Source organism: Diaphorobacter sp. ED-3 (genome assembly GCF_027625375.1).
Lineage (GTDB): Bacteria > Pseudomonadota > Gammaproteobacteria > Burkholderiales > Burkholderiaceae_C > Diaphorobacter > Diaphorobacter nitroreducens.
In genome coordinates this window covers 3,875,115-3,899,127 of record NZ_CP115182.1, presented here as the reverse complement: position 1 = coordinate 3,899,127, position 24,013 = coordinate 3,875,115, and the positions used below count along the sequence as shown (strand labels likewise).

The window sequence follows — 24,013 nt, the reverse complement described above, 5'->3', positions numbered from 1 at the left end:
GAACGGATCCACCCCATGCCTCTCGTCTCGATGCGCGAACTGCTCGACCATGCCGCCGACCACGGCTATGGCATTCCCGCCTTCAACGTCAACAACCTGGAGCAGGTGCAGGCCGTGATGGCCGCTGCCGACGAGGTGGGCGCGCCGGTGATCCTGCAAGCCAGCGCCGGCGCCCGCAAGTACGCCGGCGAGAGCTTTATCAAGCACCTGATCGCCGCCGCTGCCGAGGCGTATCCGCACATTCCTCTGGTCATGCACCAGGACCACGGCACCAGCCCCGCCATCTGCAAGGCCGCGCTGGAGCTGGGCTTCGGCTCGGTGATGATGGACGGCTCGCTGCGCGAAGACGGCAAGACCCCCGCAGACTTCGACTACAACGTGCGCGTCACCCAGGAAGTGGTGGCCATGGCGCACAAGATCGGCGCTACCGTCGAAGGCGAACTGGGCTGCCTGGGCAGCCTGGAGACCGGCGAGGCGGGTGAGGAAGACGGCGTCGGCGCGGCTGGCAAGCTCAGCCACGCCCAGCTGCTCACGGACCCCGAGGAGGCTGCGCAGTTCGTCAAGGCCACGCAACTGGACGCCCTGGCGATCGCCATCGGTACCAGCCATGGGGCCTACAAGTTCTCCCGCCCGCCCACGGGCGATGTGCTGTCGATCCAGCGCGTCAAGGAAATCCACGCGCGCATTCCCAACACCCACCTGGTGATGCATGGCTCGTCCAGCGTACCGCAGGATCTGCTGGCCCTCATCAACCAGTTTGGCGGCAAGATGAAGGAAACCTACGGCGTGCCCGTGGCCGAGATCCAGGAAGCCATCAAGCACGGCGTGCGCAAGATCAACATCGACACCGATATCCGCTTGGCCATGACCGGGGCGGTGCGCAAGTTCCAGGCCGAGAACCCGGACAAATTCGACATGCGCGAGTGGATGAAGCCCGCGCGCGAAGCCGCCAAGGCCATCTGCAAGCAACGCTACCTAGAGTTTGGCTGCGAGGGCCAGGGCGCGAAGGTGAAGGGCTATACCCTCAGCGAAATGGCTGCCAAATACGCCAGCGGCGCGCTGCAGCAGGTCGTGAACTGACGCAATGAAGCGCGCGGCGGAGCCGTCTGCCGCCCACGCTTTCCCAAGCCCGGCGCCCCATGGCCGCCGGGCTTTTTCTTTGGCCCCGCTCCGTGCCATGTCGCGCGTGCGTCGAAGGTGTGAAATTCTTCATGTAAGCTCACGGTAAGTAGAAATACGCAATGCTGCGTGGACCAACGCCGTAGGGCGCTCGCGTGCAGGAGGAGATGACATGCTGATAGGTGTGCCCGCCGAAACCCTGGCAGGCGAGACGCGGGTGGCCGCCACGCCAGAAACCGTCAAGAAACTCGTGGCCCAAGGCCACACGGTGCGGGTGCAGTCAGGCGCCGGCGTCTGCGCCAGCGTCACCGATGCCGGCTTTGCCGCCGTGGGAGCCGAGATCACCGACGCGGCCGGCGCCTGGGGCTGCGACCTGGTGCTCAAGGTGCGCGCGCCGCAAGAGGCCGAAGCCGGCCTGCTGCGCCAGGGCAGTACCTTGGTCGGCATGCTGAATCCGTTCGACGCCGCAGGTCTGCACCGCCTGGCCGCTGCCGGCGTCACCGCCTATGCACTGGAAGCTGCGCCGCGCACCACGCGCGCGCAGAGCATGGACGTACTCTCCTCGCAGGCCAACATCGCCGGCTACAAGGCCGTGGTGATGGCCGCTGATCGCTACCAGCGCTTCTTTCCCATGCTCATGACCGCAGCCGGCACCGTGAAGGCGGCCCGCGTGGTCATCCTCGGCGTGGGCGTGGCGGGCCTGCAGGCGATTGCCACGGCCAAGCGCCTGGGCGCGGTGATCGAGGCCAGCGATGTGCGCCCCAGCGTCAAGGAGCAGGTGGAGTCGCTGGGCGCGAAGTTCATCGACGTGCCCTACGAAACCGCCGAGGAGAAAGAAGCGGCCGAGGGCGTGGGCGGTTACGCCCGCCCCATGCCGCAAAGCTGGCTGGACCGCCAGAAGGCCGAGGTTGCCAAGCGTGTCGCGCAGGCCGACGTGGTCATCACCACGGCGCTGATCCCCGGCCGCGCCGCGCCGGTGCTGGTCACGCAGGAGATGGTGGAGTCCATGAAACCCGGCTCCGTCATCGTGGACCTGGCGGCCGCGCAGGGCGGCAACTGCCCGCTGACCCAGCCGGGTCAGACCGTCGTGCACCACGGCGTGACCCTGATCGGCGAGACCAACCTGCCCGCGCTCGTGGCGGCTGATGCCTCCGCGCTGTACGCGCGCAACGTGCTCGACTTTCTCAAACTCATCATCAACCCCGAAGGCGCCCTGCACCTCAACCGCGATGACGACATCGTGGCGGCCTGCTTGGTGGCGCATGAGGGGGCCGTCACGCGCGCGTGACCCTGTTCTGCCCGCAACCTTGGAGTGACTTTCTTGCGTCTTCGTTGGAACCCCTTTGTCCCCGCCATCGCGGCCCTGCTGTCGCTCGTTGCATGCGCGCCAGCGCAGCCGGACCTCGTACGGGTGGGCCGTGCCGAACTGCAGTTGCCCGCGGGCACCTGGCAGCCTTTGGGCGGCAACGCCGAGCAGTTTGACGTCCGCCCCGATGACACCGCGCACGATCTGCCCATGCAGACCCGCGCAGTGGCCCTGCGCGGCCGGGCCAAGGAACCGCTGGCGGTTCTGGTGGTGCAGACCAATGCCAGCAACCACCCGCGCGACACCACGCTGTGGACCGCGGCCTGCCTGCCGCAAAAGGGCGTGCAGGTGGAAGACGCGGCGCGCGGCAGTCCGGTGCGCATCGACTGCCTGCGCTACAAGCGCAGCGCGGGCACCGACGGCTACCTGGCCAGCGCGCGTCCGGCGCTTGCCCAGTGGCTGACGCAGCAGCAGGCCGTGCCAGCCAACCCGTATTCCCACGTCTCGTACCGCTACTCCACCCCCGAAGGTGGCTATGTGTCCGTGGATGTGCTGGCCGATCGGCGGTTGCTGCGGCCTACCGTGCGCAACAACGAGGAGTTCCTGCGTGCAGGCCGTCCTGCGCAGGAATGGATGGAGCAGCTCGCCCAAGCGGCCCGCCAGAGCATCACCATGCTGGACGGCCGTTTCGTCGTGCCCCCGTTCCCCCAGGCCTTGCCCGAATAGCTGTCAATTGGGGCCGTGTAAAGGTCCCCTTTCCGAAGGAGCGTCGAGATGGAGTCGGTTTCGCCCACGCTGATCAACCTGATCATCTTCGTGCTGGCCATCTACGTGGGCTACCACGTGGTCTGGAACGTCACGCCCGCGCTGCACACGCCCTTGATGGCGGTGACCAATGCCATCTCGGCCATCGTCATCGTCGGGGCCATGCTGGCCGCTGCGCTCACCGAAACGCCACTGGGCAAGACCATGGGCGTGCTGGCCGTGGCGCTGGCGGCGGTGAACGTGTTCGGCGGCTTCCTGGTCACCCGGCGCATGCTGGAGATGTTCAAGAAGAAAGAGCGCAAGGCGCCCGCCGAACAAGCGAAAGCAGCTACGAAATAAGGAGCGTTGGTATGAGCATGAACCTTGTCACGCTGCTGTACCTGGTCGCCAGCGTCTGTTTCATCCAGGCGCTCAAAGGCCTGTCGCACCCCACCACGTCGATCCGCGGCAACCTGTTCGGCATGGCGGGCATGGCGATCGCCGTGCTGACCACGGCGGCGCTCATCGTGGAGCTGGCCAGTGACAAGGGCGTGGGCATGACCTACGTGCTGGCCGGCCTGGTGGTGGGCGGCGGCGCGGGCGCGGTGATGGCCCAGCGCGTGGAGATGACCAAGATGCCCGAGCTGGTGGCCTTCATGCACAGCATGATCGGCCTGGCGGCGGTGTTCATCGCCGTGGCGGCCGTGGCCGAGCCCTGGGCCTTCCAGATCGTGGCGCATGGCCAGCCGATCCCCCTGGGCAACCGTCTGGAGCTGTTCCTGGGCGCGGCCATCGGCGCCATCACCTTCAGTGGCTCGGTGATCGCCTTCGGCAAGCTCTCGGGCAAGTACAAGTTCCGCCTGTTCCAGGGCGCGCCGGTGGTCTTCAAGGGGCAGCACCTGCTGAACCTGGTGCTGGGCCTGGCCACCGTCGGCCTGGGGCTGGTGTTCATGCTCACCGAGCGCTGGGATGCCTTCTTCGCCATGCTGGCGCTCGCCTTCGTGATGGGCGTGCTCATCATCATTCCCATCGGCGGCGCCGACATGCCCGTGGTGGTGTCCATGCTCAACAGCTACTCGGGCTGGGCAGCGGCGGGCATCGGCTTCTCGCTGAACAACAGCATGCTCATCATTGCGGGCTCGCTGGTAGGCAGCTCGGGCGCGATCCTGAGCTACATCATGTGCAAGGCCATGAACCGCTCGTTCTTCAACGTGATCCTGGGCGGCTTCGGCGGCGACGCGGCAGCTGCGGCCACGGGCGGCGGCGTGCAGCGCACGGCCAAGAGCGGCAGCGCCGACGATGCGGCCTTCATCCTGAGCCAGGCGGAGACCGTGGTCATCGTCCCCGGCTACGGCCTGGCCGTGGCGCGCGCGCAGCATGCGGTGAAGGAGCTGGCGCAAAAGCTCACCGACAAGGGCATCACCGTCAAGTACGCCATCCATCCGGTGGCGGGCCGCATGCCCGGCCATATGAACGTGCTGCTGGCCGAGGCCGAGGTGCCCTACGACCAGGTGTTCGAGATGGAGGACATCAACGGCGAGTTCGGCCAGGCCGACGTGGCCATCGTGCTGGGCGCCAACGATGTGGTGAACCCCGCCGCGCTGCACAAGGGCAGCCCCATCTACGGCATGCCGATCCTGGAGGCTTACAAGGCCAAGACCGTGATCGTCAACAAGCGCTCCATGGCCGCGGGCTACGCCGGCCTGGACAACGAACTGTTCTACATGGACAAGACCATGATGGTCTTCGGCGACGCCAAGAAGGTGGTCGAAGACATTGGCAAGGCCGTGGAGTAGTGCCGCATCCGCGCATGCCGGCGGGGCCGGCACGCTAGGGTAATTCCAGACGCGCTAACGCTGCAGGCCATCCACAATGCGCCGCACTTTGCCGTCATTCGTAACTAGAAGATTCCAGGAGAGACATCTATGACCGACCGCCCATGGCTTGGCGCCTACCCGCAGGGCGTTCCTGCCGACATCGACCCGACGCAGTACACGTCGCTGGTGGAGCTGATGGAGCAGGCCTTCCGCGACTATGCGGACCGCACGGCCTACAGCTTCATGGGCAAGGAGACCAGCTACCGCGAGACGGATGCGCTGAGTCGCCAGTTCGCGGCCTACCTGCAGAGCCTGGGCCTGGTGCGCGGCGACCGCGTGGCGCTCATGATGCCCAACGTGCCGCAGTACCCGATCGCCGTGGCGGCCGTGCTGCGCGCGGGCTTCGTGGTGGTCAACGTGAACCCGCTGTACACCCCGCGCGAACTGGAGCACCAGCTCAAGGACTCGGGTGCCAAGGCCATCGTCATCATCGAGAACTTCGCCGCCACGCTGCAGGCCTGCATCGCCAACACCCCCGTGCAGCACGTGGTGCTGTGCGCCATGGGCGACCGGCTGGGCCTGCCCAAGGGCCTGCTGGTCAACTACGTGGTGCGCAACGTCAAGAAGCTGGTGCCGGCCTACCAGCTTCCCGGCGCAGTGCGCTTCAACGACGCGCTGGCCAAGGGCGCGGGCCTGCAGTTGAACAAGCCGTCTTTGAAGAGCGACGACATCGCACTGCTGCAGTACACCGGCGGCACCACGGGCGTGAGCAAGGGCGCCGTGCTGCTGCACCGCAACGTGATCGCCAACGTGCTGCAGTCCGAGGCCTGGAACAAGCCCGCGACGAGCAAGATCCCCGAGAGCGAGCAGCCCACGGCCGTGTGCGCGCTGCCGCTGTACCACATCTTCGCGTTCACGGTGAACATGATGCTGTCCATGCGCACGGGCGGAAAAACCATCCTCATTCCTAATCCACGCGATCTGCCGGCCGTGCTCAAGGAGCTGTCCAAGCACACGTTCCACAGCTTCCCGGCGGTGAACACGCTGTTCAACGGCCTGGCCAACCATCCCGACTTCAACACGGTCAACTGGAAGAACCTCAAGGTTTCCGTGGGCGGCGGCATGGCTGTGCAGGCGGCCGTGGCCAAGCTCTGGCTGGACAAGACCGGCTGCCCGATCTGCGAAGGCTACGGCCTGTCGGAGACCAGCCCGTCGGCCAGTTGCAACCCGGTCACCGCCACGGAGTTCTCGGGCACCATCGGCGTGCCGTTGCCCAGCACCTCCATGCGCATCCTGGACGACGAGGGGCACGACATCTCCGCCACCGGCCAGGCGGGCGAGATCGCCATCAAGGGCCCGCAGGTCATGGCCGGCTACTGGCAGCGCCCCGACGAGACCGCCAAGGTCATGACCGAGGACGGCTACTTCAAGACCGGCGACATCGGCGTGATGGACGCACGCGGCTACTTCAAGGTGGTGGACCGCAAGAAGGACATGGTGCTGGTCAGCGGCTTCAACGTCTACCCCAACGAGGTGGAGGACGTGGTGGCGCTGATGCCCGGCGTGCTGGAATGCGCGGTGGTGGGCGTGCCCGACGAGAAGACGGGCGAGGCCGTGAAGCTGGTCATCGTCAAGAAGGACCCGGCGCTCACCGAGGCGCAGGTCAAGGACTTCTGCCGCGCCAACCTCACGGGCTACAAGCAGCCCAAGGTGATCGAGTTCCGTACCGAACTGCCCAAGACCCCCGTCGGCAAGATCCTGCGCCGCGAGCTGCGCGACAAGAAATAAGCCGAGAACCCGAGGGCCCCGCGCGGGCTCTCGCCGCTACAGCCGGGATAATCCCGGCTTTTTTACGTCCGGCCCTCACCCTCATGACCACTGCCATCCTCAGCGCCCTGCCCGAAGAGCAGGGCGGCCTCATGCACGCCCTGCAGCAACCTGAGCAACTGCAGCATGCGGGCCGCGTCTTCTGGCGCGGCCACCTGCATGGGCAGCCCGTGGTGCTGGCGCTGTCGGGCATTGGCAAGGTGGCGGCGGCCACCACGGCTGCAGCGCTGGCCGAGCGCTTCGGCGTGGCGCGCATGGTGTTCACCGGCGTGGCCGGCGGCGTGGGCAAGGGCGTGCAAGTGGGCGATGTGGTGGTCGCGCAGGACTACCTGCAGCATGACTTTGATGCCTCGCCCATCTTCCCGCGCTGGGAAGTGCCGGGCTACGGCCGTGCGCGCATGGACTGCGATGCGGCGCTGAATGCTCTGCTTCTGGAAGCTGCTCGCGCTTACCTGGCGGACGCTGGAGCCCATTTTTTTGCTGATCTTCCCAATGCTGCACGCGCCCCGCAGGTGCACCACGGCCTGATGGCCAGCGGCGACCGCTTCGTCTCCACGGCGCAGGAATCCAGCGCGCTGCGCGCGGCGCTGCTGGCGTCGGACCACGACGTGCTGGCCGTGGAGATGGAAGGCGCCGCCGTGGCCCAGGTCTGCCGCGACTACGGCCTGCCGTTTGCGGCGGTGCGCACCATCTCCGACCGCGCGGACGACAGTGCGCATGTCGACTTCGCCCACTTCGTGCAGAACGTGGCGAGCCGCTATGCCGACCACATCGTGCAACGCTTCGTGCAAATGCTCCCAAAATAAGAGCTGCTAGCGCTTGATGCGTAGGCGCCAGAGGCCGATTTTGTTTGAAATTGGCGCGCCCTTATCCATCCGATGGCCGCGGAGCAGGCCACCCCAGCAGACGCCGTGGAACTGGCTTTGCCAGGCCACCGGCGTCGTTCCCCTTCCCGCAGCGCGCAGCGATGCGAGAGAAGGGGGAAGCGGCGCAGCCGCTCAGGGGGATGTACTTATTTCAACCAGCCCCGCTTGCGGAAGTACAGCATCGGCCCCAGCGCGCTGGCCACCATCAGTGCCAGCACGTAGGGGTAGCCGTACTGCCAGTCCAGCTCGGGCATGAACTTGAAGTTCATGCCGTAGACGCTGGCGATCAGCGTCGGTGGCAGCAGGGCCACGCTGGCCACGGAGAAGATCTTGATGATCTTGTTCTGGTTGATGTTGATGAAACCGACCGTGGCGTCCATCAGGAAGTTGATCTTGTCGAACAGGAAGGCCGTGTGGCTGTCCAGCGATTCGATGTCGCGCAGAATCTGGCGCGCGTCCTCGAACTGCTCGGAGCTGAGCATGCGGCTGCGCATCATGAAGCTCACCGCGCGGCGCGTGTCCATCACGTTGCGGCGGATGCGGCCGTTCAAGTCCTCCTGACGCGCAATGGCCGCCAGCACCTCGCTGGCGCGTGCGTCGGTCACGTTGCCGGCCAGCACCTGGGTGCTCACCTCTTCCAGGTCGTCGTAGATGCCCTCCAGCGTGTCGGCGGAATACTCGGCATCGGTGTCGAAGAGGCTCAGCAGCACGTCCTTGGCATCGTCGATCAGGCCGGGGGCGCGGCGCGCGCGCATGCGCAGCAGGCGAAAGACGGGGATGTCCTCGTCGTGGATGGAAAACAGCACGCCCTTGCTCTTGAGGGTGTCGTTGACCAGGTTCAGGATGAAGGCCACGCGGGCCGAGGCGGGCTCGTCGTCCACATCCACCAGAAAGTCGCTGCGGATGTGCAGCTCGCCGTTGTCTTCCTCGTAAAAGCGCGCGGACTCTTCGATGTCCTCGTCCATCGCATCTTCGGGGATGGACAGGCCGTAGTGCTGCTTGATCCAGCGCTTTTCTTCCAGCGTGGGGGACTCCAGGTCCACCCAGATCGGCTGAAAGCGCGCCAGCTCTTCCAGGGACTCGATTTCTTCCTGGACGAGCCGGCCGTTGGCGAGCGTAAAGATGTTGAGCATGGCTCACTCTCCCGGTTGTCTTGTGGCGTCTGCAAAAGGGGCGGGGGGCGCTTTCAGTCCCTTCGGCATGTCAATGGGCCGGGAGGCTGAAAGCTACCAACTAGGGTAGGTTTCCACGGAGCTGTCTCCATACGTTGTGCAAGGCGGGAATTATCGCATCCGCTCCCCAATGGAAGCACCGCCGCATGACACGTTCTTGGCGCCTTTTCGGGGGAAAAGCGCCGCACCGCATCACCCCCCGCCGCGGTGCGTGTGCAGGTCCAGGTGCCGCATGAAAGCCTGGCGCTCGGCGGGCGGGACGCCGACGAACGCGAAGTGCAGGTGCAGCGTGGGCAGGCGCAGCAGCGCGATCTGGCGCGCAGGCCCCGGCGCCCACTGCAGCGTGAGCGCGCCCCCCGCGAGCGCGATGCGTACCTGGGCGTCGCCCTGTGCGGCCCAGTCGTGCCCCGCCAGCGCCCGCTGCAGCAGCCGCTGCCATTCGGCGGGCGCGCAGCTCATGTCGCGCGTGAAGTGGTCAGGCCAATCGCTCAAAAGGTGCGGGGAGGGTAGGAGGCTGCGATTCAGCCGCCGGCGATCGGCGGCCAGATGGCGAGCGCGTCGCCCTCGCGCAGCGTGGTGGTGGCGCGCGCCGCGGGGGCGATGTAGCGGCCGTTGACCAGCACCAGGTGCACCATGTCCGGCGGCAGGCGGAAAGGCGCGATGATCTGGCTGATGCTCTGCGTAGGGGTGACTTCCAGCGCCATCTGGTTGCCTGGGCGCACCTCGGGCGGCAGGTAGTCGGTGAGCGAGGCAAAGAGCTTGAAAGTGATGCGCATGTGCCTATCCGGTTTTCATGCCAAATCAGCCGTTTGCACTTGTGGGGTAAGCGCTGGCAGCTACTTTTAGCATAGCAAATTCCCTGGCCTCAGCGCCGGCGCGCGTCCTGCGCGCCGCTCCAGTGCCCCTGCGCCTGGGCGCAGGCCAGGTAGGCCTCCATCAGCCGCGTGGGGTCGCGGCGCAGGTGTTCCTTCCAGGGGCCCAGGCGCACCTGGCCTTCCACCAGGCCGCGCATGGCGCCTACGTGCTGCGTCATGCCCACGGAGTTGCAGCCGATGAGCCGGTCGCCCTCGAACTGCAGGCTCAGGTGTTTGCCGGCCGCCGCGTCGGTCAGCGCCACCTGTTCGCCGCCGGGCACGCCCTGCCAGTTGCCGAAGCTGGTGGAGATGAGCCCCAGCGTGTCCAGCACGTTGATCTGCGTGACCACCGCCAGCGCCGCGGGAAGCCCCAGCATGTTGAGCGCCGCCACGCGTGCCTGCTCGGCCGCGTTGGGCTGGATGGCGCTGACCACGGTCTTGCGCGTGAAGGGGTCGAACGCCTCGGCGCAGTCGCCCGCGGCATAGATGCCGGGCACGTTGGTCTGCATGCGCTCGTCGGTCAACACGCCCTGCAGGCAGGTGACGCCACTGCCTGCCAGAAAGCCGATGGCCGGGCGCACGCCCGTGGCGCTGATGACGAGGTCGGCATCCAGCACCCTGCCGCCCGACAGGTGCACGCGCAGCGCGTCGCCGCTGCCTTCACCTTGTGCGCGGTCGATGCGCTCGACCTTGTGGCCCGTGAACACCTGCACGCCCTGGCGCTCGCACCAGTCGCGGATCATGCCGCCGGCCACCGCGCCCATCATGCGCGGGACCATGCGGTCGCCCATCTCGACCACGCTGAGCTGCACGCCGCGCTTTTGCAGCGCCTCCATGATGATGCAGCCGATGAAGCCCGCGCCCATTTGCAGCACGCGCGCGCCGGGCCGGGCGCGCGCGGCGATGGCGCGCGCATCGGCCAGCGTCCAGCAGGTCTGCACGCCCGGCAGGTCCAGCCCGGGGATGGGCGGGCGCACGGGGTGGGAGCCGGTGGCGATGAGCAGCCGGTCGAAACCCAGCGTGACGCCACCCTCCAGCGCGACGGTGCGGGCCTGCACATCCACGCCCGCGGCGCGCGCGCTCAGGCGGTCGATGCGCTGCTGTGCGAAGTGGTCGGCGCGCTTGCGCAGGTAGGTGCCGCGCTCGTCGATGTCGCCCACCAACAGGTAGGGGATGGCCATGCGCGAGTAGGGCGGCTCGGCCTCGTCGCCCACGAGGGTGATGCGGTCGCCCGGCGCATGCTTGCGCAGGGTTTCCGCGGCGATGACGCCGGCCGGGCCGGCCCCGAGGATCAGGTGGTGCATAGGGATGCTCGGTTGCTACAATATTGATAGCTTCTAACGCAGGATAGGTAAGCGCTGCATGCCGATTTGCCTTTTATCCTTGCGCCGCGGGCAGGCCCCTGCCGTGGCCCGCGGCAGGTGGCCTCACAGTCCCAGGCGCGCGCGCGTCTCGGGTGTGGGCCGGCCTTCGGGGTCCCAGCCGCGCACGGCGTAGTACTTGGGCAGCATCTCCGGCAGGTGGCTCACCGTGCCCTTGGAGCCGCCGGTCTTGGCCGCCTCGGTCAGCAGGCGCCGGGGCAGGCTGTCGTCGGCCTTGGTGAAGCCCGCGGCGTTGTTGAACTCGCGCTCCATGTTCCAGATGCGCTCGCCGATCTTCTCCAGCTCCGGCACCGTGAAGCCTTCGTCGCATGCCGCCTGCAGTTGGGGGGCGAGGTCGGGCAGGCTCCAGGCGAAGGTGGTGAAGACGCATACGCCCGCCGAGTCAAACGCCGCCGTCGCATCCTGGAAGGCCTTGACCAGCTCGGGCTTGCCCTCGGTGGCCGTGGGCTCGGTCTTGACGGGGATGCCCAGGATCTCGGACGCGATGGTGTAGCCGCGCAGGTGGCAGCCGCCGCGGTTGCTGGTGGCGTAGGCCAGGCCGATGCCCTGGATGGCGCGGCCGTCGTAGGCGGGGAACTCCTGGCCCTTGGAGGACATGGACAAATCAGGATGGCCGTACTTGGTGCACAGGCGCTTGGAGCCCTGCCCCACCTCCTTGCCAAAGCCGCGGCCGTGGATGGTTTCTTCGGCCAGAAAGGCCAGCGCCTTGGCCGAGCCGAAGGGCGCCTCGATGCCGATCTGCTCGCGGGTGAGCACGCCCATTTCGTACAGCTCCATCACCGCGCCCACGGTGGCGCCGAAGCTGATGGGGTCGATCCCCTGCTCGTTGCACAGCAGGTTCACGTACTGCAGGCATTCCAGGTCGTTCACGCCGTTGGCCGCACCCAGGGCCCAGGCGGCCTCGTATTCCAGGCCGCCGCTGGCGCCCCAGTACTGCGGCTTGTTGACCACCGTGAAGTGCGTCTCGTCGATCTTGCTGATGCGCCCGCAGGCGATGGTGCAGCCAAAGCACGCCTGGTTGGTCACCAGGTGCTTCTTGCCGTCGCTGGCGCGCGGCGTGGCCATGGCCTCGGCGGAGATGTCCTTGGCGCCCTCGAACTGCACGTCGCGGTGGTTGCGCGTGGGCAGGGCGCCCACCTCGTTGATCACGTTCATCAGCACCTGCGTGCCGTAGGTGGGCAGGCCCTGGCCGGTGACGGCGTTGTCGTGCAGGATCTTCTTGCGCGCGAAGGTCTCGGCCATGAAGGCCTTGGGGTCGCGGATGTTGCCCACGCCCTTGGTGCCGCGCACGGCGATGGCCTTGAGGTTCTTGCTGCCCATGACCGCGCCCACGCCCGAGCGGCCCGCGGCGCGGTGCAGGTCATTGACCACTGCGGCGAACAGTACCTGGTTCTCGCCCGCGCGGCCGATGCCGGAGATGCGCGTGAGCGGGTCCTGCAGCGTGGTCTTGAGGTGCTCCTCGGTCTCCCACACGCTCTTGCCCCAGATGTCGGCGGCGTCGCGCAGCTCGGCCACGTCGTCGTTGATGTACAGGTACACGGGCTTGGGGGACTTGCCCTCGAAGATGACCATGTCCCAGCCGGCCATCTTCAGCTCGGCACCCCAGTAGCCGCCCGAGTTGGAGCAGGCGATGGCGCCGGTGAGCGGCCCCTTGGTGATGACGGTGTAGCGCCCGCCCGTGGAGGCCATGGTGCCCGTGAGCGGACCCGTGGCCCAGATGATCTTGTTGTCCGGCGACAGCGGGTCGACCTGGGGGTCGATCTCGCTGACCAGGTACTTGGTGCCCAGGCCGCGCGAACCCAGGTACTGGCGTGCCCAGTCCATGTTCAGCGGCTCGGGGGTAACGGTGCCCGCGCTCAGGTTGACGCGCAGAATCTTGCCAGCCCAGGACATGATGTGTGCTCCTTGATTGATAGCTGCTAGCGCTTGGTGGTCAAGCGCCAGCGGGCTGATTGGCTTGATTGCCCAGCTTGTCGGCCCACTGCTTCATGCGCTCCAGGCCGGTCCAGTTGGCGTCGATGTAGGTGATGGCCGTGGTCGGGCAGGCCTCCACGCAGGCCGGGCCCTCGGCGCGGTCGTGGCACAGGTCGCACTTTTGCACCTTGCCCGTGTCGGCCACGTAGTTGATGGTGCCGAAGGGGCAGGCGATGGTGCAGACCTTGCAGCCCACGCAGGTGGACTCGGACACGATCTTGGCGCCGCTCAGCTTGTCCACCGTGATCGCCTCCACCGGGCAGGCGTGCAGGCACCAGGCCTCGTCGCACTGGGTGCAGGTGTAGGGCACCTTCTTGCCCGTGGTGTGGAAGTCGAACACCTTGATGCGCGATTTGGCGGTGGCGTAGACGCCGTAGTTCTCGAAAGAGCAGGCCATCTCGCACTGCAGGCAGCCGGTGCACTTGTCGGCGTTGATGTGCAACACCTTTTGCATGAATGTCTCCTTGGGTACCGGCGCCCAGGGCAGGGGACGCCTTGCCTATGAAAAGATTTGCATAGGTATTGTAGGCAGCCCAGGGGAGGGGACTTGCAGAGGGGAAACCCGCGTCGGGTATGGGGTGCGCGCCGTACCCCGCCAGGCGCGTGCCGGGCGGGCCGTTCGGTCGCGGCGGGTCAGGGTGCGGTGCTGCGCCGCACCAGGGCCAGCGCCCGGCACAGGTCGGCCCAGGCGGCGGCCTTGGCATCGGGTGCGCGCAGCAGGTAGGCCGGGTCGTAGCTCACCACGGCGGGCGTGCCGTCTGGCAGGTGGTGCGCGGTGGCGCGCAGGCGCCCCAGGGGCTCGCGGCTGCCCAGCACCACGCGCGCCGCGCCCAGGCCCAGCACCAGCACCAGGGAGGGGCGCAGCGTCTGCAGCGCCTGTTGCAGGCCGGCGGCGGGCTCCAACCCCTCGGCGGTCAGGCCCGGCGCGTGCCGGTTCAGCGTGGCGACGAAGGTGCGCGGGTGCCGGTGCAGGCGCATGGCGCGCAGCATGTTGTCCAGCAGGCGGCCGCTGTCGCCCGCCAGCGGCTCGGCTGGCGTGGGGCTTTCCAGCACCACCAGCCAGCCGGCGCCCAGCTCGGGCGGAACGGCCTGGGGGTCGGCCTGCGGGTACAGCGCCACGGGCGCGCGCAGCAGCAGGCCGGTGGGCGCGGCGCCGGCCGTGCGCGGCTCGGACGCGGGTGCGGCAGGGGCAGCGGCATGCGCAGGCTGGCGCAGGGCGGATGGCGCGGCTGGCATGGGTTGCGCGTGCAGCACTGGCGTGGGCGCGGCGGCGGATGCGATGGCCGCTTCCGCTTCCGCTTCCGCTTGCGCAGGCGCGGCCACTGGGGGCGGCAGCGGGCGTGCCGGCGGCGGCGCCCAGACGGTGACGCCCATCTCTTGCAGCATGGCGCGTTGGCGCGTGTCCAGGGACAGGCTCATAGCAGCAGGCTCATCACCACGGCGTCCTCGCGCTCGCCGTCCGCGGCGGGGTAGTAGCGCTTGCGCTCGCCCACACGGCGGTAGCCGTGGACTTCATAGATGCGCCGCGCGCGCTCGTTGCTCGCGCGCACCTCCAGCCACAGCCATTGCGCGCCCTGGCCGCGCGCCCACACGGCCAGCGCGTCCAGCATCACATGGGCCCAGCCCTGGCGCTGGAAGGCGGGCGCCACGGTGATGTTGAGCAGGTGCACCTCGTCCACGCCGCGCATGGCGACGAAGTAGCCCAGGATCTGTCCATCGGCCACGAGCAACTGGGCCTGGTAGCCGGCGGCCATGGCGTCGATGAAGTTGCCGCGTGTCCAGGGATGGCTATAGGCGCTGTTCTCGATGGCCAGGAGCGCATCCAGCCGCGCGGGCGTCAGCGGCTCGAAGGCGGCCTCGAAGGCGTGGGGGGGCTGGACGATGGCGCTCATGTCTGGGGGGCCGGCGCGGCCTGGCGGGCGGCTTCTCGCTCGGCGGTGGTTTGCGCCACTTTATCGCGGATGTAGCGCGGCAGCGCTGCGTCGGCCGCCACGCCCGCGCCCGCCGCCATCAGCGCCGGTGCCAGCCGCAGCAGGGCCGCCGCCGTAGGCAGGGCGTGCATGTGCGGGGCCTGCGGCGCGAGGCGCTCGCCGTAGGCGGCGCGGGCATTGCCGGCGACCGTCCAACCATCCGGCACGGCCAGGGCCTCGGGCGCCAGCAGCTGGAAGTCCTGCGGCACCTGCCAGCGGCCGTCGGCCTGCCACTCAAAGGGTGCCGCGTAGACCTCGTTCATGCGGGCGTCCAGCGTCGCCACCACCCGCGTGCAGCCGTGCTGCGCGCGGGCCTCTTCGGCCACGGCGAGCAGCGTGTCCACCGGCAGCACGGGCACGCCCTGCCCGCCGCGCGCGCCAAAGGCCAGGCCCTGGGCCACCGCGCACGCGGTGCGCAGCCCCGTGAACGAGCCCGGGCCGCGCCCGAACACCACGGCATCCAGTTGGTCGAACGACAGTCCGGCCTGCGCGAGCAAGTCGCGGATGGCCGGGATCAGCGTGGCCGAGGCCTGGGCGCCGCCGGCGCCGCTGTGCTGCCACACGCGCGCGCCGTGTTGCACGGCGATGGACAGCGCGTCGGTACCGGTGTCGAAGGCAAGCAGGTTCATGGAGGGCGTGATTATCGGCTGCGCGCCAAGCCATGGCGGGGCGGGCGGCCATGGCGCCCCCTAAACTCGCCGCCATGTCGTTTTCTTTCCTTGGGCAGGCCCGCCGCCTGCGCTGTGCGGCCGGGTGGGCGCTGGCCCTGGCCTTCCTGACGCCCTGGGCGGGCGCCCAGCCTGTACCCGCCGATGCATCGGCCTTGCCCCCTTCCGTCGAGGCCGCGCTGCAGCGCGCCAAGGTGCCGCGCGAAGCACTCTCCGCCTTGGTGGTGGAGGTCGAGGGGCGCCAGCCGCGCCTGGCCCACCGCGCCGATGCGCCCGCCAACCCGGCCTCGGTCATGAAGCTGGTCACGACGTATGCGGCGCTGGACCTGCTGGGGCCGGCATTCACCTGGGAAACGCCCGTGTACCTGGACGCCGCGCCCCAGGGCGGCAGCCTGCGTGGCAACGTGTACATCAAGGGGCAGGGCGACCCCAAGCTGGTGGTGGAGCGCCTGTGGTTGCTCATGCGCCGCCTGCGTGCGACGGGGGTCGAGGTGATCCTGGGCGACATCGTGCTGGACCGCAGCGCCTTCGCGCTGCCGGCGCACGATCCGGCGCTGTTCGACGGCGAGCCCTGGCGCCCCTACAACGCCGCGCCCGACGCGCTGCTGCTCAACTACAAGGCGGTGTCCATCGGTTTCGTGCCGGATCTGGCGGCCGGCGTGGCGCGGCTGCGCTATGAGCCGCCGCTGGCCCAGGTGGAACTGCCCGCCACCGTGCCGCTGGCGGCGCAGGGCGCGTCCTGCGGCGATTGGCGTGCAGGGCTGCGGGCGGATTTCGCGGACCCTGCGCGCATCGCCTTCCAAGGCGTGTACCCGGCGGCCTGCGGCGAACGCGAGTGGTCCATCGCACCGGCCGACCCGGGCGGCTACGCGGCGCGCGCGGTGGAAGGCATGTGGCGCGAACTGGGCGGCAAGCTCACCGGCCGCGTGCGCGACGGCAAGGTGCCCGCGGGGCTGGCGCCGGCATTCGGCAGTACCTCGCCGCCGTTGTCGGAGGTGGTGCGCGACATCAACAAGTACAGCAACAACGTCATGACGCAGCAGGTGTTTTTGACGCTGGGGCTGCAAAAAGCCGGCGCGGGCAGCTTCGACCAGGCGCGCAGCGTGCTCGCACAGTGGTGGCGCCAGCGCCTGGGCGCCGCCGAGATGCCGGTGGTGGACAACGGCGCCGGCTTGAGCCGCGAGGCGCGCGTGAGCGCGCGGGCGCTTGCGCGCATGCTGCAGCATGCCTGGGCGTCGCCAGTGATGCCGGAATTCATGGCATCGCTGCCCATTGCCGGGGTGGACGGGACGCTGCGCCGCCGCCAGGGCCAGGCTGCGGGCTTCGCGCACCTCAAGACGGGTGCGCTGCGCGACGTGGTGGCGCTGGCCGGCTATGTGCATGCCGCGGGCGGCCGGCGCTATGTGCTGGTGGGCTTCGTCAACCACCCAAATGCCTCCGCGGCACGCCCGGCCCTGGACGCGCTGGTGGACTGGGCCGCGAGCGACCGCTGAGGCGGCGCAGCCGCCGTCCGCCATCGACCGCCTGGGCCGGCCCACCGGCAGACGTGTCGTGCCGCCCGCGCGGCGCGACGGGTTGCCTCCGATGTTGGTATTTACCCGCAGACGGCCGGTCGCGCTTCATCGGTAATATCCTTGAAAAAAAACGAACGTTCGTTCTATTCATAACAGGAATTCCTGATGAAACCACGCATGCAGTGGGTAGCCGTTGCCGTTTCCGCCGCCGTTCTGGCGGCCTGCGGGGGCGGCGGCGCCGACACCACGCCCGCCACGGCGGTCACCGCAGTCAAGGTGATGGGCGACAGCCTGGCGGACAGCGGCACCTTCGGGCTGAAGTTCACGGTCCAGGGCACGGCCCCTACGGGCGCGGGCTCCACGGCCATCTGGCCCGAGCGCGTGGCCGCCAGTTATGGCCGCACGCTGTGCCCGCACTATGTGTCCGCGGGGGGGAGCTTCAGCGCCAAGGCCGACTGCACCAACTACGCGGTAGGCGGCGGGCGCATCAACAACTTCAAGGCGCCCACCTCGCCCGTGTCCATCCTACAAGAGCTTCCTCAAGACCACGGCCCACTTGTCCAGCGGCCAGAGCATCGGCATGCGGCTGAACCCCAGCGTGGTGGCGGTGGGGGTGGGCTACCGGTTCTGAGAGCGCCCCAGGCGCCGAGGGAGGGGGCGCGCCGCGGGGTGCGCGAAGTGCCCCAGGTTTTCGTCTCCGAGGCTTGAGAAAGGCCGGCTCCTTGCGGAGCTGGCCTCTTTTTTTGGGGGCTCTGACGATCAGGGGAGCGAACGGGGGCGGATGCGCCCCCGTGGCTGGGCCGGCGCAGCACCGGTGTGGCCGCCGGCGGGTGCCCCGCGGGCGGGCGTGCTTGCTTACCAGCGGTTGCGCAGGCGGTCGTAGGCGTAGTTGCCGAATTCGCGGTGCGCGGCCGGAGTGATGTACACCTTGTCGGCGAACAGGAAGCGGTCCGGGTTGGCGTTGGGCAGCAGCGTGGCGGTGGTGCACAGCGCGGAGTTCACCTCGCCCGCGCCGATGCCGATGCCCGGGCCCGCGTCCACCGACGTGCACACGGGTGTGCTGCTATCGGTGAAGCCGTACCCGCCGGGCGATCCCTCGAACAGGTTCACGTAGTAGGCCACGTCCACGTAGAGCACGGTCTTGCCCATGTCCACGATGTTGACCAGCAGGTCGTCATTGAAGCGGCGGCTGGCGCTGCTGATGAGGCTTTCCTTCTTGATGGCCTTGGCCCAGGGTGTGCGGCTCAGGTCGTAGGTGCCGGTCATCAGGATGTGCATGGCGCCCGCGTCCGACAGGCGGCGCACTTGCGCGGCCAGCTCCTGGCCTGCCTTGCCAGCGGCAGCCACGTACTGCTCTTCGGTGAGCGTTCCGGCCTGCACCGCGGCCATGCCGGCGATGATGTCGCTCGCGCCGGCGCTCAGCATCACCAGATCAGTGTCGGCAAACTTGTTGGCAGCCAGGAACTGGTCGATCTGCTGCGTGACCGTGGGGGTGGCGGCGTTGCCTGCGGCGTCGGGGGTGGCCGTCACGCGGGCATTGCCCTGCGCGTAGCTCAAGCCGCCTGCCGACACGGGCTTCAAGGTGCCGCCGTAGTTGGAGGAGATGCGCAGCATCCAGTTGTTGATGCTGCCGTCGTTGATCGTGTAGCTGGAGCCCTTCTGGCCCACGTCGGCCAGGCCGTCGCCGAAGGCGATGAAGCGCTGGGGCGAGATTGCCGATTCAGTGCTGCTGGAACCGCAGGCCGCGAGCAGCGCGGCCGATGCACAGGCGGCGGCCACGAAAGTGCGGCGCATCCAATTTGCTGCCATGTATTTCTCCGATTGAAGTGGGCGAGAGTGTAACGAGGGTGCGGACAAGGCTTGTAGCTTGATGTAGGCGCGTCAGCCCGCGGCCGCGGCGCGCTGCAGGCGGTCGCGCACGCCTTCCCATGCGGGCGCATCGGGCGGCGTTTCGATCCAGATCAGCTTCACCCCGGCCTCGTCGAAGCCGCGCAGCGCGGCGAACAGCTGCTGCGCGGTGGCGGCGGCGTCATCGGGCATGCGCCGCACAAGGATCTTCGACGACGCCGCGCGCAGCGGCGCGCGTGCATACACGGCGATGTGGGCCGCGTCCGCCCCCAGCACATCCAGTCCGGCCTGCAGCTGCTTGGCGTCCATCAGGCGCACGCGCGCCGTTGGGGCGTAATGGGCTAAAAGTGTGCCTGAAGCCCGCGGGGTCAGTGCTGGAAGCTCTTCTTTCGATAGCGGTCGTTGGCCGCAGGCGCGCTGCACGTCCTCGCGCGAGATGGCGCCGGGGCGCAGCAGCACGGGCACGCCGCGCGTGCAGTCGATGATGGTGGACTCGATACCGACGGTGCAGGCGCCGCCGTCCAGCACCAGCAGGTCGTCGCCGAATTCCTCGGCCACATGCTGCGCGGTGGTCGGGCTCACGCGGCCGAAATGGTTGGCGCTGGGCGCGGCCACGCCCCACACGGGGGGCTCCAGCCGCTGGCAGGCTTGCAGCACCGCATGGGCCACCGGGTGCGCGGGGCAGCGCAGGCCCACGCTGTCCTGCCCGCCCGTGGAGGCCACGGCGGCGTGGGGCAGGCGCGGCAGGATAAGCGTGAGCGGGCCGGGCCAGAAGGCGTCGATGAGTTGCTGCGCGAACAGCGGCACTTCCTTGGCGTAGCGGGTGATGGCCGCGGCGTCGGCCACGTGCACGATCAGCGGGTGGCTGGCGGGGCGCCCCTTGGCGGCAAAGATCTGCGCCACGGCCGCGTCGTTGTCGGCGTCGGCCGCCAGGCCGTACACCGTCTCGGTGGGCAGGCCCAGCAGTTCGCCGCGCGCCAGGGCCTGCGCGGCGGCCTGCACCGAGGCGTCCAGGCGTCCATCCAGAATCATGCGGGCCTCGTTCAGAACGGCGCGATGCCGAGGAGGGCCGCCGCCTGCAGCGCCGTGGCGCGCACCGCCTCGGGCGTGGTGCCGGTGATGTTCAGGTGGCCCATCTTGCGGCCGCGCTTGGCCTCCACCTTGCCGTACAGGTGCAGGTGGCAGCCCGGCAGGGCCAGCACCGCATCCCACGCGGGGGCAGTCGGCGCCACGGGCTGGTCCCCCGTGAACCACAGGTCGCCCAACAGATTGAGCATGATGGCGGGGCTGTGCAGGCGCGGCTGGACCAGCGGCAGGCCGGTCATGCAGCGCACCTGCAGCTCGAACTGCGAGACGTCGCACGCGTTCTGGCTGTAGTGGCCGCTGTTGTGCGGGCGCGGGGCGATCTCGTTGACCACCAACGTGCCGTCCTGCAGCACGAAGAACTCCACGCACAGCACGCCCACGTAGTTCAGACCGTCTGCTACTGATTTTGCAGCTGTCAGCGCTTGACTGGTCTGCGCTGGAGGCAGATTTCCTTCGTAGACCTCGGTCACGGCCAGGATGCCGTCCCGGTGCAGGTTGCGCTGCACCGGCAGGTGCACCACGGTGCCGTCACGCCCGCGCGCGACGATGACGGAGCACTCGTGCGCCAGCGGCAGCATCTTTTCCAGCACGCAGGGGACGCGGCCCAGTTGCTCCCAGGCGCCGGCCAACTCGGCGGGCGTGGCCACGCGCACCTGGCCCTTACCGTCGTAGCCCATGCGGGCGGTTTTCAGAATGCCCGGCAGCAGATCAGCGGGAACGGCGGCGAGCTGCGCGGCGGTTTCGATCACGGCATGCGGCGCCACGGGCACGCCGCACTGCACGAAATGCGCCTTTTCACGCGCGCGGTCCTGGGCGATGGCCACGGCGCTGCCGGCGGGCGACACCGGCAGGCTGCGCGCCAGGGTGTCCAGCGCGGCGGCGGGCACGTTTTCAAACTCGGTGGTCACGGCGTCGCAGGCGCGGGCCAGCGTGGCCAGGCCCTGCGGGTCTTCGTAGCCGGTGCGGATGTGGTGGTGGCTCACCAGGCCGGCGGGGCTGGCCGCGTCCTCGTCCAGCACCGCGGTGAAGTAGCCCATGGCCTGGGCGGCGTGCACGAACATGCGCCCCAGCTGCCCGCCGCCCAGCACGCCCAGCGTGGCGCCGGGCAGGATCACGGTCTGGCGCTCGTTCATGCGGACACCGGCGGCAGCGTCATGGCGCGCGCGGCGGCGGTCTGCTCGGCGCGGAAGGCGTCCAGCTGCTCGCGCAGCGCCGGGTTCTCGTTGGCCAGCAGCGCCACGGCGAACAGCGCCGCGTTGGCCGCGCCGGCCGCGCCGATGGCGAACGTGGCCACGGGCACGCCCTTGGGCATCTGCACGATGGAGTGCAGCGAGTCCACACCCTGCAGGTGGCGGCTGGCGACCGGCACGCCCAGCACCGGCACGGTGGTCTTGGCGGCGATCATGCCGGGCAGGTGCGCGGCGCCGCCGGCGCCCGCGATGATGGCCTTCAGGCCCCGGCCGGCCGCGGCCTCGGCGTAGCGGAACATGTCGTCGGGCATGCGGTGGGCGGAGACCACCTGCGCCTCGTGCGCGATGCCGAATTGCTGGAGGATGGCAACTGCGTGCTGCATGGTCTCCCAGTCGCTGCTGGAGCCCATGACCACGCCGATCTGGATGGGGTTCATGTGGGGGTGCGCGCGGTGCGCTCGCCGGGGGTGAAGCCCGCGATTTTACTTTTTGTGCGTGCGCCCGGGGGTCAATGCGCCAGCAGGGCGGCGCTGGCGCCCAGCGTGATCGAGCGGACGGGCACGCGCGCGTCGCGCGGAATCTCGCCGGACAGCTGCAGCGCCAGGTAGCGCGTGCAGCACACGCGCAGGAACGAGGTGAAGTTGTCCACCGCGCCGTGCTCGGCCACCAGCTCGTCGTAGAGCTTGGTGCACAGCTGGGCCAGGCTGTAGCCGTCGCGCGCGGCGATCTCCTGCAGCACCTGCCAGAACAGGTTCTCCAGCCGGATGCTCGTGGCCACCCCGTGCAGCCGCACGGAGCGGGCGCGGTAGGCGTAGAGCTGTGGGTCGGCGCTGATGAAGACCTGGCACACGGCGGAACTCCTTCGGGCGTGGGGACGGCGGGCCATGGTGCGGCCCTCCGCCGGCGCCGTCAAGTCAGGAGGTAGGTGCTTTCAAAGTGATAGCTGCTCGCGCTTGATGGGTGAGCGCTGCAGCCCTTTTGCCTTCAGAGCGTGATGCGCGTGCCCAGCAGCGCCAGGAACTGTGCGATCCACGCGGGATGCGCGGGCCACGCGGGCGCGCTGACCAGGTTGCCCTCGGTGTGCGCCTGGTCCACGGGGATGTCGGCGTAACGGCCGCCGGCCAGTTCCACTTCGGCGCGGCAGGCGGGGTAGGCCGAGCAGGTGCGGCCCTTGAGCACGCCGGCACCCGCGAGGAGCTGGGCGCCGTGGCACACGGCGGCCACAGGCTTGCCCGCCTCGAAGAAATGGCGCACGGCGGTACACACGGCGGCGTCGTTGCGCAGGTACTCGGGGCCGCGCCCGCCGGGGATCACCAGCGCGTCGTAGCTTTGCGCCTGGACGTCCGCGAACGTGGCGTTCAGGGTGAAGTTGTGGCCGGGTTTCTCGCTGTAGGTCTGTGCGCCTTCGAAGTCGTGGATGGCCGTCTTGATGTGGTCGCCCGCTTTCTTGCCCGGGCAGACCGCATGCACCGTGTGGCCCACGGCCTGCAGCGCCTGGAACGGCACCATGGTCTCGTAGTCCTCGCAGTAGTCGCCGCAGATCATCAGAATCTTCTTGCCTGCCATGGGGGTCTCCTTTGCTGTGGGTGGCTGGGGTACAGACCATTGTGGGCAGCCTGCAGGCGCGGCAGGTATTAACCCGCTACTACAAGGGGCCCTGCGGGCTTGTACCTGTGGCGCGCGAAATTTGCCGCAGAATCCCCGTCACCATTGACCGGCGCCGTGCGCCGCACTACCGGGACCGCTACACATGATCGACGTCACCCTAGAGAATTTTGAAACCGAGGTGGTTGCCGCCTCGATGCAAGTGCCCGTGCTGGTGGACTTCTGGGCACCCTGGTGCGGCCCCTGCAAGACGCTGGGCCCGGTGCTGGAGAAGCTGGAGGTGGAATACGCCGGCCGCTTCACCCTGGCCAAGATCGACTCTGACCAGGAGCAGCAGCTGGCCGCCATGTTCGGCATCCGCAGCATTCCCACCTGCGTGCTGATGATGAATGGCCAGCCCGTGGATGGCTTCATGGGCGCCCAAACCGAGAGCCAACTGCGCGCCTTCCTGGACAAGCATGTGCCCAGCGCCGAGGAGCTGCAGGCCGAGGAGCAGGAAGAGGAAGCCCTGGATGCGCTCGCCGAGGGCGATACCGAGGGTGCGCTGGAAAAGCTGCAGCACGCCGTCGCCACCGACCCGGCCAACGACGACGCGCGCTTTGACTACGTCAAGCTGCTGCTGCAGCTGGGCCGCGAAGACGACGCCAAGGTGGCCTTCGCGCCGGTCATCGCCAAGGCCGAGGTCTCGCGCCGCCTGGGGGCGCTCAAGGCGTGGATGGATGCTCTTGATTTCGTAGCTTCTAGCGCTTATGGGGCGGGCGCTGGAGCCGAATTTGATGCAAAGATTGCGGCCAACAAGCGCGACTTCGAGACGCGCTTTGCACGCGCACGCTGGCTCATGGCCCAGCAGCGCTGGCAGGAGGCCATGGACGAGCTGCTGGAAATTCTCATGCGCGACAAGGCCTGGAACGACGATGCCGCGCGCAAGGCCTACGTGGCCGTGCTGGAGATCATCGAGCCCCCGAAGGTCAAGGTGGCCGACGGGCAGATCCCGCCCGAGGACCCGGTGGTGGCCAGCTACCGGCGGCGCTTGTCCAGCGTGGTGCTGAGCTGACCCACGCCGGGGGCGGG

The 24,013-nt window shown here is 68.7% G+C and carries 24 protein-coding genes and 2 pseudogenes; 11 read left to right on the top strand and 15 right to left on the bottom strand.

What is annotated here, in order from left to right; translation table 11 throughout:
• Nucleotides 1–15 precede the first annotated feature (15 nt).
• From fba to PCQ86_RS18805, 7 genes are all read left to right on the top strand, one after another.
• Nucleotides 16–1,080, top strand: a complete 1,065-nt coding sequence (fba, locus tag PCQ86_RS18835; RefSeq protein WP_011807040.1) for a class II fructose-bisphosphate aldolase — start codon at nucleotides 16–18, stop codon at nucleotides 1,078–1,080.
• A gap of 211 nt (nucleotides 1,081–1,291) precedes the next feature.
• Nucleotides 1,292–2,407 carry a Re/Si-specific NAD(P)(+) transhydrogenase subunit alpha gene (locus tag PCQ86_RS18830; RefSeq protein ID WP_270174472.1) on the top strand — a complete coding sequence of 372 codons (1,116 nt, stop codon included), beginning with the start codon at nucleotides 1,292–1,294 and terminating at the stop codon, nucleotides 2,405–2,407.
• Between the two features lie 24 nt (nucleotides 2,408–2,431).
• Nucleotides 2,432–3,151: a hypothetical protein gene (locus PCQ86_RS18825; RefSeq protein ID WP_270174471.1), complete on the top strand. Its 720-nt coding sequence runs from the start codon at nucleotides 2,432–2,434 to the stop codon at nucleotides 3,149–3,151.
• A gap of 48 nt (nucleotides 3,152–3,199) precedes the next feature.
• The gene (locus PCQ86_RS18820; protein ID WP_015914535.1) at nucleotides 3,200–3,529 is read left to right on the top strand and encodes an NAD(P) transhydrogenase subunit alpha; all 330 of its coding nucleotides are present in this window, start codon (nucleotides 3,200–3,202) and stop codon (nucleotides 3,527–3,529) included.
• 11 nt (nucleotides 3,530–3,540) lie between these two features.
• The gene (locus PCQ86_RS18815) at nucleotides 3,541–4,965 is read left to right on the top strand and encodes an NAD(P)(+) transhydrogenase (Re/Si-specific) subunit beta (protein ID WP_011807036.1); all 1,425 of its coding nucleotides are present in this window, start codon (nucleotides 3,541–3,543) and stop codon (nucleotides 4,963–4,965) included.
• Between the two features lie 129 nt (nucleotides 4,966–5,094).
• Nucleotides 5,095–6,774 carry a long-chain-fatty-acid--CoA ligase gene (locus PCQ86_RS18810; RefSeq protein ID WP_270174470.1) on the top strand — a complete coding sequence of 560 codons (1,680 nt, stop codon included), beginning with the start codon at nucleotides 5,095–5,097 and terminating at the stop codon, nucleotides 6,772–6,774.
• 83 nt (nucleotides 6,775–6,857) lie between these two features.
• Complete coding sequence (locus tag PCQ86_RS18805) at nucleotides 6,858–7,619, top strand: 5'-methylthioadenosine/adenosylhomocysteine nucleosidase (protein WP_270174469.1); 762 nt, start codon at nucleotides 6,858–6,860, stop codon at nucleotides 7,617–7,619.
• Nucleotides 7,620–7,825: 206 nt separating this feature from the next.
• Here PCQ86_RS18805 and corA read toward each other — a convergent pair whose 3' ends face one another.
• The 9 genes from corA to tsaB form a co-directional block, all read right to left on the bottom strand.
• Nucleotides 7,826–8,812: a magnesium/cobalt transporter CorA gene (gene corA, locus PCQ86_RS18800; protein WP_270174468.1), complete on the bottom strand. Its 987-nt coding sequence runs from the start codon at nucleotides 8,810–8,812 to the stop codon at nucleotides 7,826–7,828.
• A 231-nt stretch (nucleotides 8,813–9,043) separates the two neighbouring features.
• Nucleotides 9,044–9,343: a hypothetical protein gene (locus PCQ86_RS18795; protein WP_270174467.1), complete on the bottom strand. Its 300-nt coding sequence runs from the start codon at nucleotides 9,341–9,343 to the stop codon at nucleotides 9,044–9,046.
• Between the two features lie 29 nt (nucleotides 9,344–9,372).
• A complete protein-coding gene (gene thiS, locus PCQ86_RS18790; RefSeq protein ID WP_270174466.1) occupies nucleotides 9,373–9,627 on the bottom strand; it encodes a sulfur carrier protein ThiS in 255 nt (84 codons plus the stop codon).
• A gap of 89 nt (nucleotides 9,628–9,716) precedes the next feature.
• On the bottom strand, nucleotides 9,717–11,009 hold the full coding sequence (locus PCQ86_RS18785) for an NAD(P)/FAD-dependent oxidoreductase (protein ID WP_270174465.1): 1,293 nt from the start codon (nucleotides 11,007–11,009) through the stop codon (nucleotides 9,717–9,719).
• A gap of 123 nt (nucleotides 11,010–11,132) precedes the next feature.
• The gene (locus PCQ86_RS18780) at nucleotides 11,133–12,980 is read right to left on the bottom strand and encodes an aldehyde ferredoxin oxidoreductase family protein (protein WP_103738472.1); all 1,848 of its coding nucleotides are present in this window, start codon (nucleotides 12,978–12,980) and stop codon (nucleotides 11,133–11,135) included.
• Between the two features lie 40 nt (nucleotides 12,981–13,020).
• A complete protein-coding gene (locus PCQ86_RS18775; RefSeq protein WP_047351546.1) occupies nucleotides 13,021–13,515 on the bottom strand; it encodes a 4Fe-4S dicluster domain-containing protein in 495 nt (164 codons plus the stop codon).
• 179 nt (nucleotides 13,516–13,694) lie between these two features.
• The gene (locus PCQ86_RS18770) at nucleotides 13,695–14,480 is read right to left on the bottom strand and encodes a uracil-DNA glycosylase family protein (RefSeq protein WP_270174464.1); all 786 of its coding nucleotides are present in this window, start codon (nucleotides 14,478–14,480) and stop codon (nucleotides 13,695–13,697) included.
• On the bottom strand, nucleotides 14,477–14,953 hold the full coding sequence (rimI, locus tag PCQ86_RS18765; RefSeq protein WP_011807026.1) for a ribosomal protein S18-alanine N-acetyltransferase: 477 nt from the start codon (nucleotides 14,951–14,953) through the stop codon (nucleotides 14,477–14,479). Before rimI ends, PCQ86_RS18770 begins: the two co-directional genes overlap by 4 nt.
• On the bottom strand, nucleotides 14,950–15,660 hold the full coding sequence (gene tsaB, locus PCQ86_RS18760) for a tRNA (adenosine(37)-N6)-threonylcarbamoyltransferase complex dimerization subunit type 1 TsaB (protein WP_270174463.1): 711 nt from the start codon (nucleotides 15,658–15,660) through the stop codon (nucleotides 14,950–14,952). Before tsaB ends, rimI begins: the two co-directional genes overlap by 4 nt.
• A 50-nt stretch (nucleotides 15,661–15,710) precedes the next feature.
• On the opposite strand from tsaB, the gene dacB reads away from it, so the two are divergent.
• The 3 genes and pseudogenes from dacB to PCQ86_RS18745 all read left to right on the top strand — a co-directional run.
• Nucleotides 15,711–17,192 carry a D-alanyl-D-alanine carboxypeptidase/D-alanyl-D-alanine endopeptidase gene (gene dacB / locus PCQ86_RS18755; protein ID WP_442874450.1) on the top strand — a complete coding sequence of 494 codons (1,482 nt, stop codon included), beginning with the start codon at nucleotides 15,711–15,713 and terminating at the stop codon, nucleotides 17,190–17,192.
• Nucleotides 17,193–17,378: 186 nt separating this feature from the next.
• Nucleotides 17,379–17,750 (top strand): annotated as a pseudogene (locus PCQ86_RS18750) (SGNH/GDSL hydrolase family protein); the annotation flags it as partial.
• A pseudogene (locus PCQ86_RS18745) lies at nucleotides 17,740–17,844 on the top strand (OmpW family protein); the annotation flags it as partial. The pseudogenes PCQ86_RS18750 and PCQ86_RS18745, both read left to right, overlap by 11 nt.
• 224 nt (nucleotides 17,845–18,068) lie before the next feature.
• Here the strand turns inward: PCQ86_RS18745 and PCQ86_RS18740 are convergent.
• The 6 genes from PCQ86_RS18740 to PCQ86_RS18715 form a co-directional block, all read right to left on the bottom strand.
• The gene (locus PCQ86_RS18740) at nucleotides 18,069–19,022 is read right to left on the bottom strand and encodes an SGNH/GDSL hydrolase family protein (protein WP_270174461.1); all 954 of its coding nucleotides are present in this window, start codon (nucleotides 19,020–19,022) and stop codon (nucleotides 18,069–18,071) included.
• Nucleotides 19,023–19,094: 72 nt separating this feature from the next.
• Complete coding sequence (locus tag PCQ86_RS18735; RefSeq protein WP_011807021.1) at nucleotides 19,095–20,093, bottom strand: L-threonylcarbamoyladenylate synthase; 999 nt, start codon at nucleotides 20,091–20,093, stop codon at nucleotides 19,095–19,097.
• Nucleotides 20,094–20,104: 11 nt separating this feature from the next.
• The gene (locus PCQ86_RS18730) at nucleotides 20,105–21,280 is read right to left on the bottom strand and encodes a 5-(carboxyamino)imidazole ribonucleotide synthase (RefSeq protein ID WP_270174460.1); all 1,176 of its coding nucleotides are present in this window, start codon (nucleotides 21,278–21,280) and stop codon (nucleotides 20,105–20,107) included.
• Nucleotides 21,277–21,774, bottom strand: a complete 498-nt coding sequence (gene purE / locus PCQ86_RS18725) for a 5-(carboxyamino)imidazole ribonucleotide mutase (protein WP_047351539.1) — start codon at nucleotides 21,772–21,774, stop codon at nucleotides 21,277–21,279. Before purE ends, PCQ86_RS18730 begins: the two co-directional genes overlap by 4 nt.
• 71 nt (nucleotides 21,775–21,845) lie before the next feature.
• Nucleotides 21,846–22,187, bottom strand: coding sequence for a ribbon-helix-helix domain-containing protein (locus tag PCQ86_RS18720; protein ID WP_103738466.1), 342 nt, complete (start codon nucleotides 22,185–22,187; stop codon nucleotides 21,846–21,848).
• A 134-nt stretch (nucleotides 22,188–22,321) separates the two neighbouring features.
• A complete protein-coding gene (locus tag PCQ86_RS18715) occupies nucleotides 22,322–22,903 on the bottom strand; it encodes a DJ-1/PfpI family protein (protein WP_011807017.1) in 582 nt (193 codons plus the stop codon).
• 184 nt (nucleotides 22,904–23,087) lie between these two features.
• On the opposite strand from PCQ86_RS18715, the gene trxA reads away from it, so the two are divergent.
• The gene (trxA, locus tag PCQ86_RS18710) at nucleotides 23,088–23,996 is read left to right on the top strand and encodes a thioredoxin (protein WP_011807016.1); all 909 of its coding nucleotides are present in this window, start codon (nucleotides 23,088–23,090) and stop codon (nucleotides 23,994–23,996) included.
• The last annotated feature ends 17 nt before the right edge of the window (nucleotides 23,997–24,013 follow it).

Coding starts and splice junctions, on each gene's coding strand:
- PCQ86_RS18740 (WP_270174461.1), bottom strand. CDS start 19,022: ATGGCAGCAAATTGGATGCGCCGCACTTTCGTGGCCGCCGCCTGTGCA.
- PCQ86_RS18785 (WP_270174465.1), bottom strand. CDS start 11,009: ATGCACCACCTGATCCTCGGGGCCGGCCCGGCCGGCGTCATCGCCGCG.
- fba (WP_011807040.1), top strand. CDS start 16: ATGCCTCTCGTCTCGATGCGCGAACTGCTCGACCATGCCGCCGACCAC.
- PCQ86_RS18775 (WP_047351546.1), bottom strand. CDS start 13,515: ATGCAAAAGGTGTTGCACATCAACGCCGACAAGTGCACCGGCTGCCTG.
- tsaB (WP_270174463.1), bottom strand. CDS start 15,660: ATGAACCTGCTTGCCTTCGACACCGGTACCGACGCGCTGTCCATCGCC.
- PCQ86_RS18780 (WP_103738472.1), bottom strand. CDS start 12,980: ATGTCCTGGGCTGGCAAGATTCTGCGCGTCAACCTGAGCGCGGGCACC.
- PCQ86_RS18715 (WP_011807017.1), bottom strand. CDS start 22,903: ATGGCAGGCAAGAAGATTCTGATGATCTGCGGCGACTACTGCGAGGAC.
- PCQ86_RS18830 (WP_270174472.1), top strand. CDS start 1,292: ATGCTGATAGGTGTGCCCGCCGAAACCCTGGCAGGCGAGACGCGGGTG.
- PCQ86_RS18820 (WP_015914535.1), top strand. CDS start 3,200: ATGGAGTCGGTTTCGCCCACGCTGATCAACCTGATCATCTTCGTGCTG.
- PCQ86_RS18805 (WP_270174469.1), top strand. CDS start 6,858: ATGACCACTGCCATCCTCAGCGCCCTGCCCGAAGAGCAGGGCGGCCTC.
- corA (WP_270174468.1), bottom strand. CDS start 8,812: ATGCTCAACATCTTTACGCTCGCCAACGGCCGGCTCGTCCAGGAAGAA.
- PCQ86_RS18810 (WP_270174470.1), top strand. CDS start 5,095: ATGACCGACCGCCCATGGCTTGGCGCCTACCCGCAGGGCGTTCCTGCC.
- purE (WP_047351539.1), bottom strand. CDS start 21,774: ATGAACCCCATCCAGATCGGCGTGGTCATGGGCTCCAGCAGCGACTGG.
- PCQ86_RS18730 (WP_270174460.1), bottom strand. CDS start 21,280: ATGAACGAGCGCCAGACCGTGATCCTGCCCGGCGCCACGCTGGGCGTG.
- PCQ86_RS18735 (WP_011807021.1), bottom strand. CDS start 20,093: ATGATTCTGGATGGACGCCTGGACGCCTCGGTGCAGGCCGCCGCGCAG.
- thiS (WP_270174466.1), bottom strand. CDS start 9,627: ATGCGCATCACTTTCAAGCTCTTTGCCTCGCTCACCGACTACCTGCCG.
- trxA (WP_011807016.1), top strand. CDS start 23,088: ATGATCGACGTCACCCTAGAGAATTTTGAAACCGAGGTGGTTGCCGCC.
- PCQ86_RS18815 (WP_011807036.1), top strand. CDS start 3,541: ATGAGCATGAACCTTGTCACGCTGCTGTACCTGGTCGCCAGCGTCTGT.
- PCQ86_RS18770 (WP_270174464.1), bottom strand. CDS start 14,480: ATGAGCCTGTCCCTGGACACGCGCCAACGCGCCATGCTGCAAGAGATG.
- dacB (WP_442874450.1), top strand. CDS start 15,711: ATGGCGCCCCCTAAACTCGCCGCCATGTCGTTTTCTTTCCTTGGGCAG.
- rimI (WP_011807026.1), bottom strand. CDS start 14,953: ATGAGCGCCATCGTCCAGCCCCCCCACGCCTTCGAGGCCGCCTTCGAG.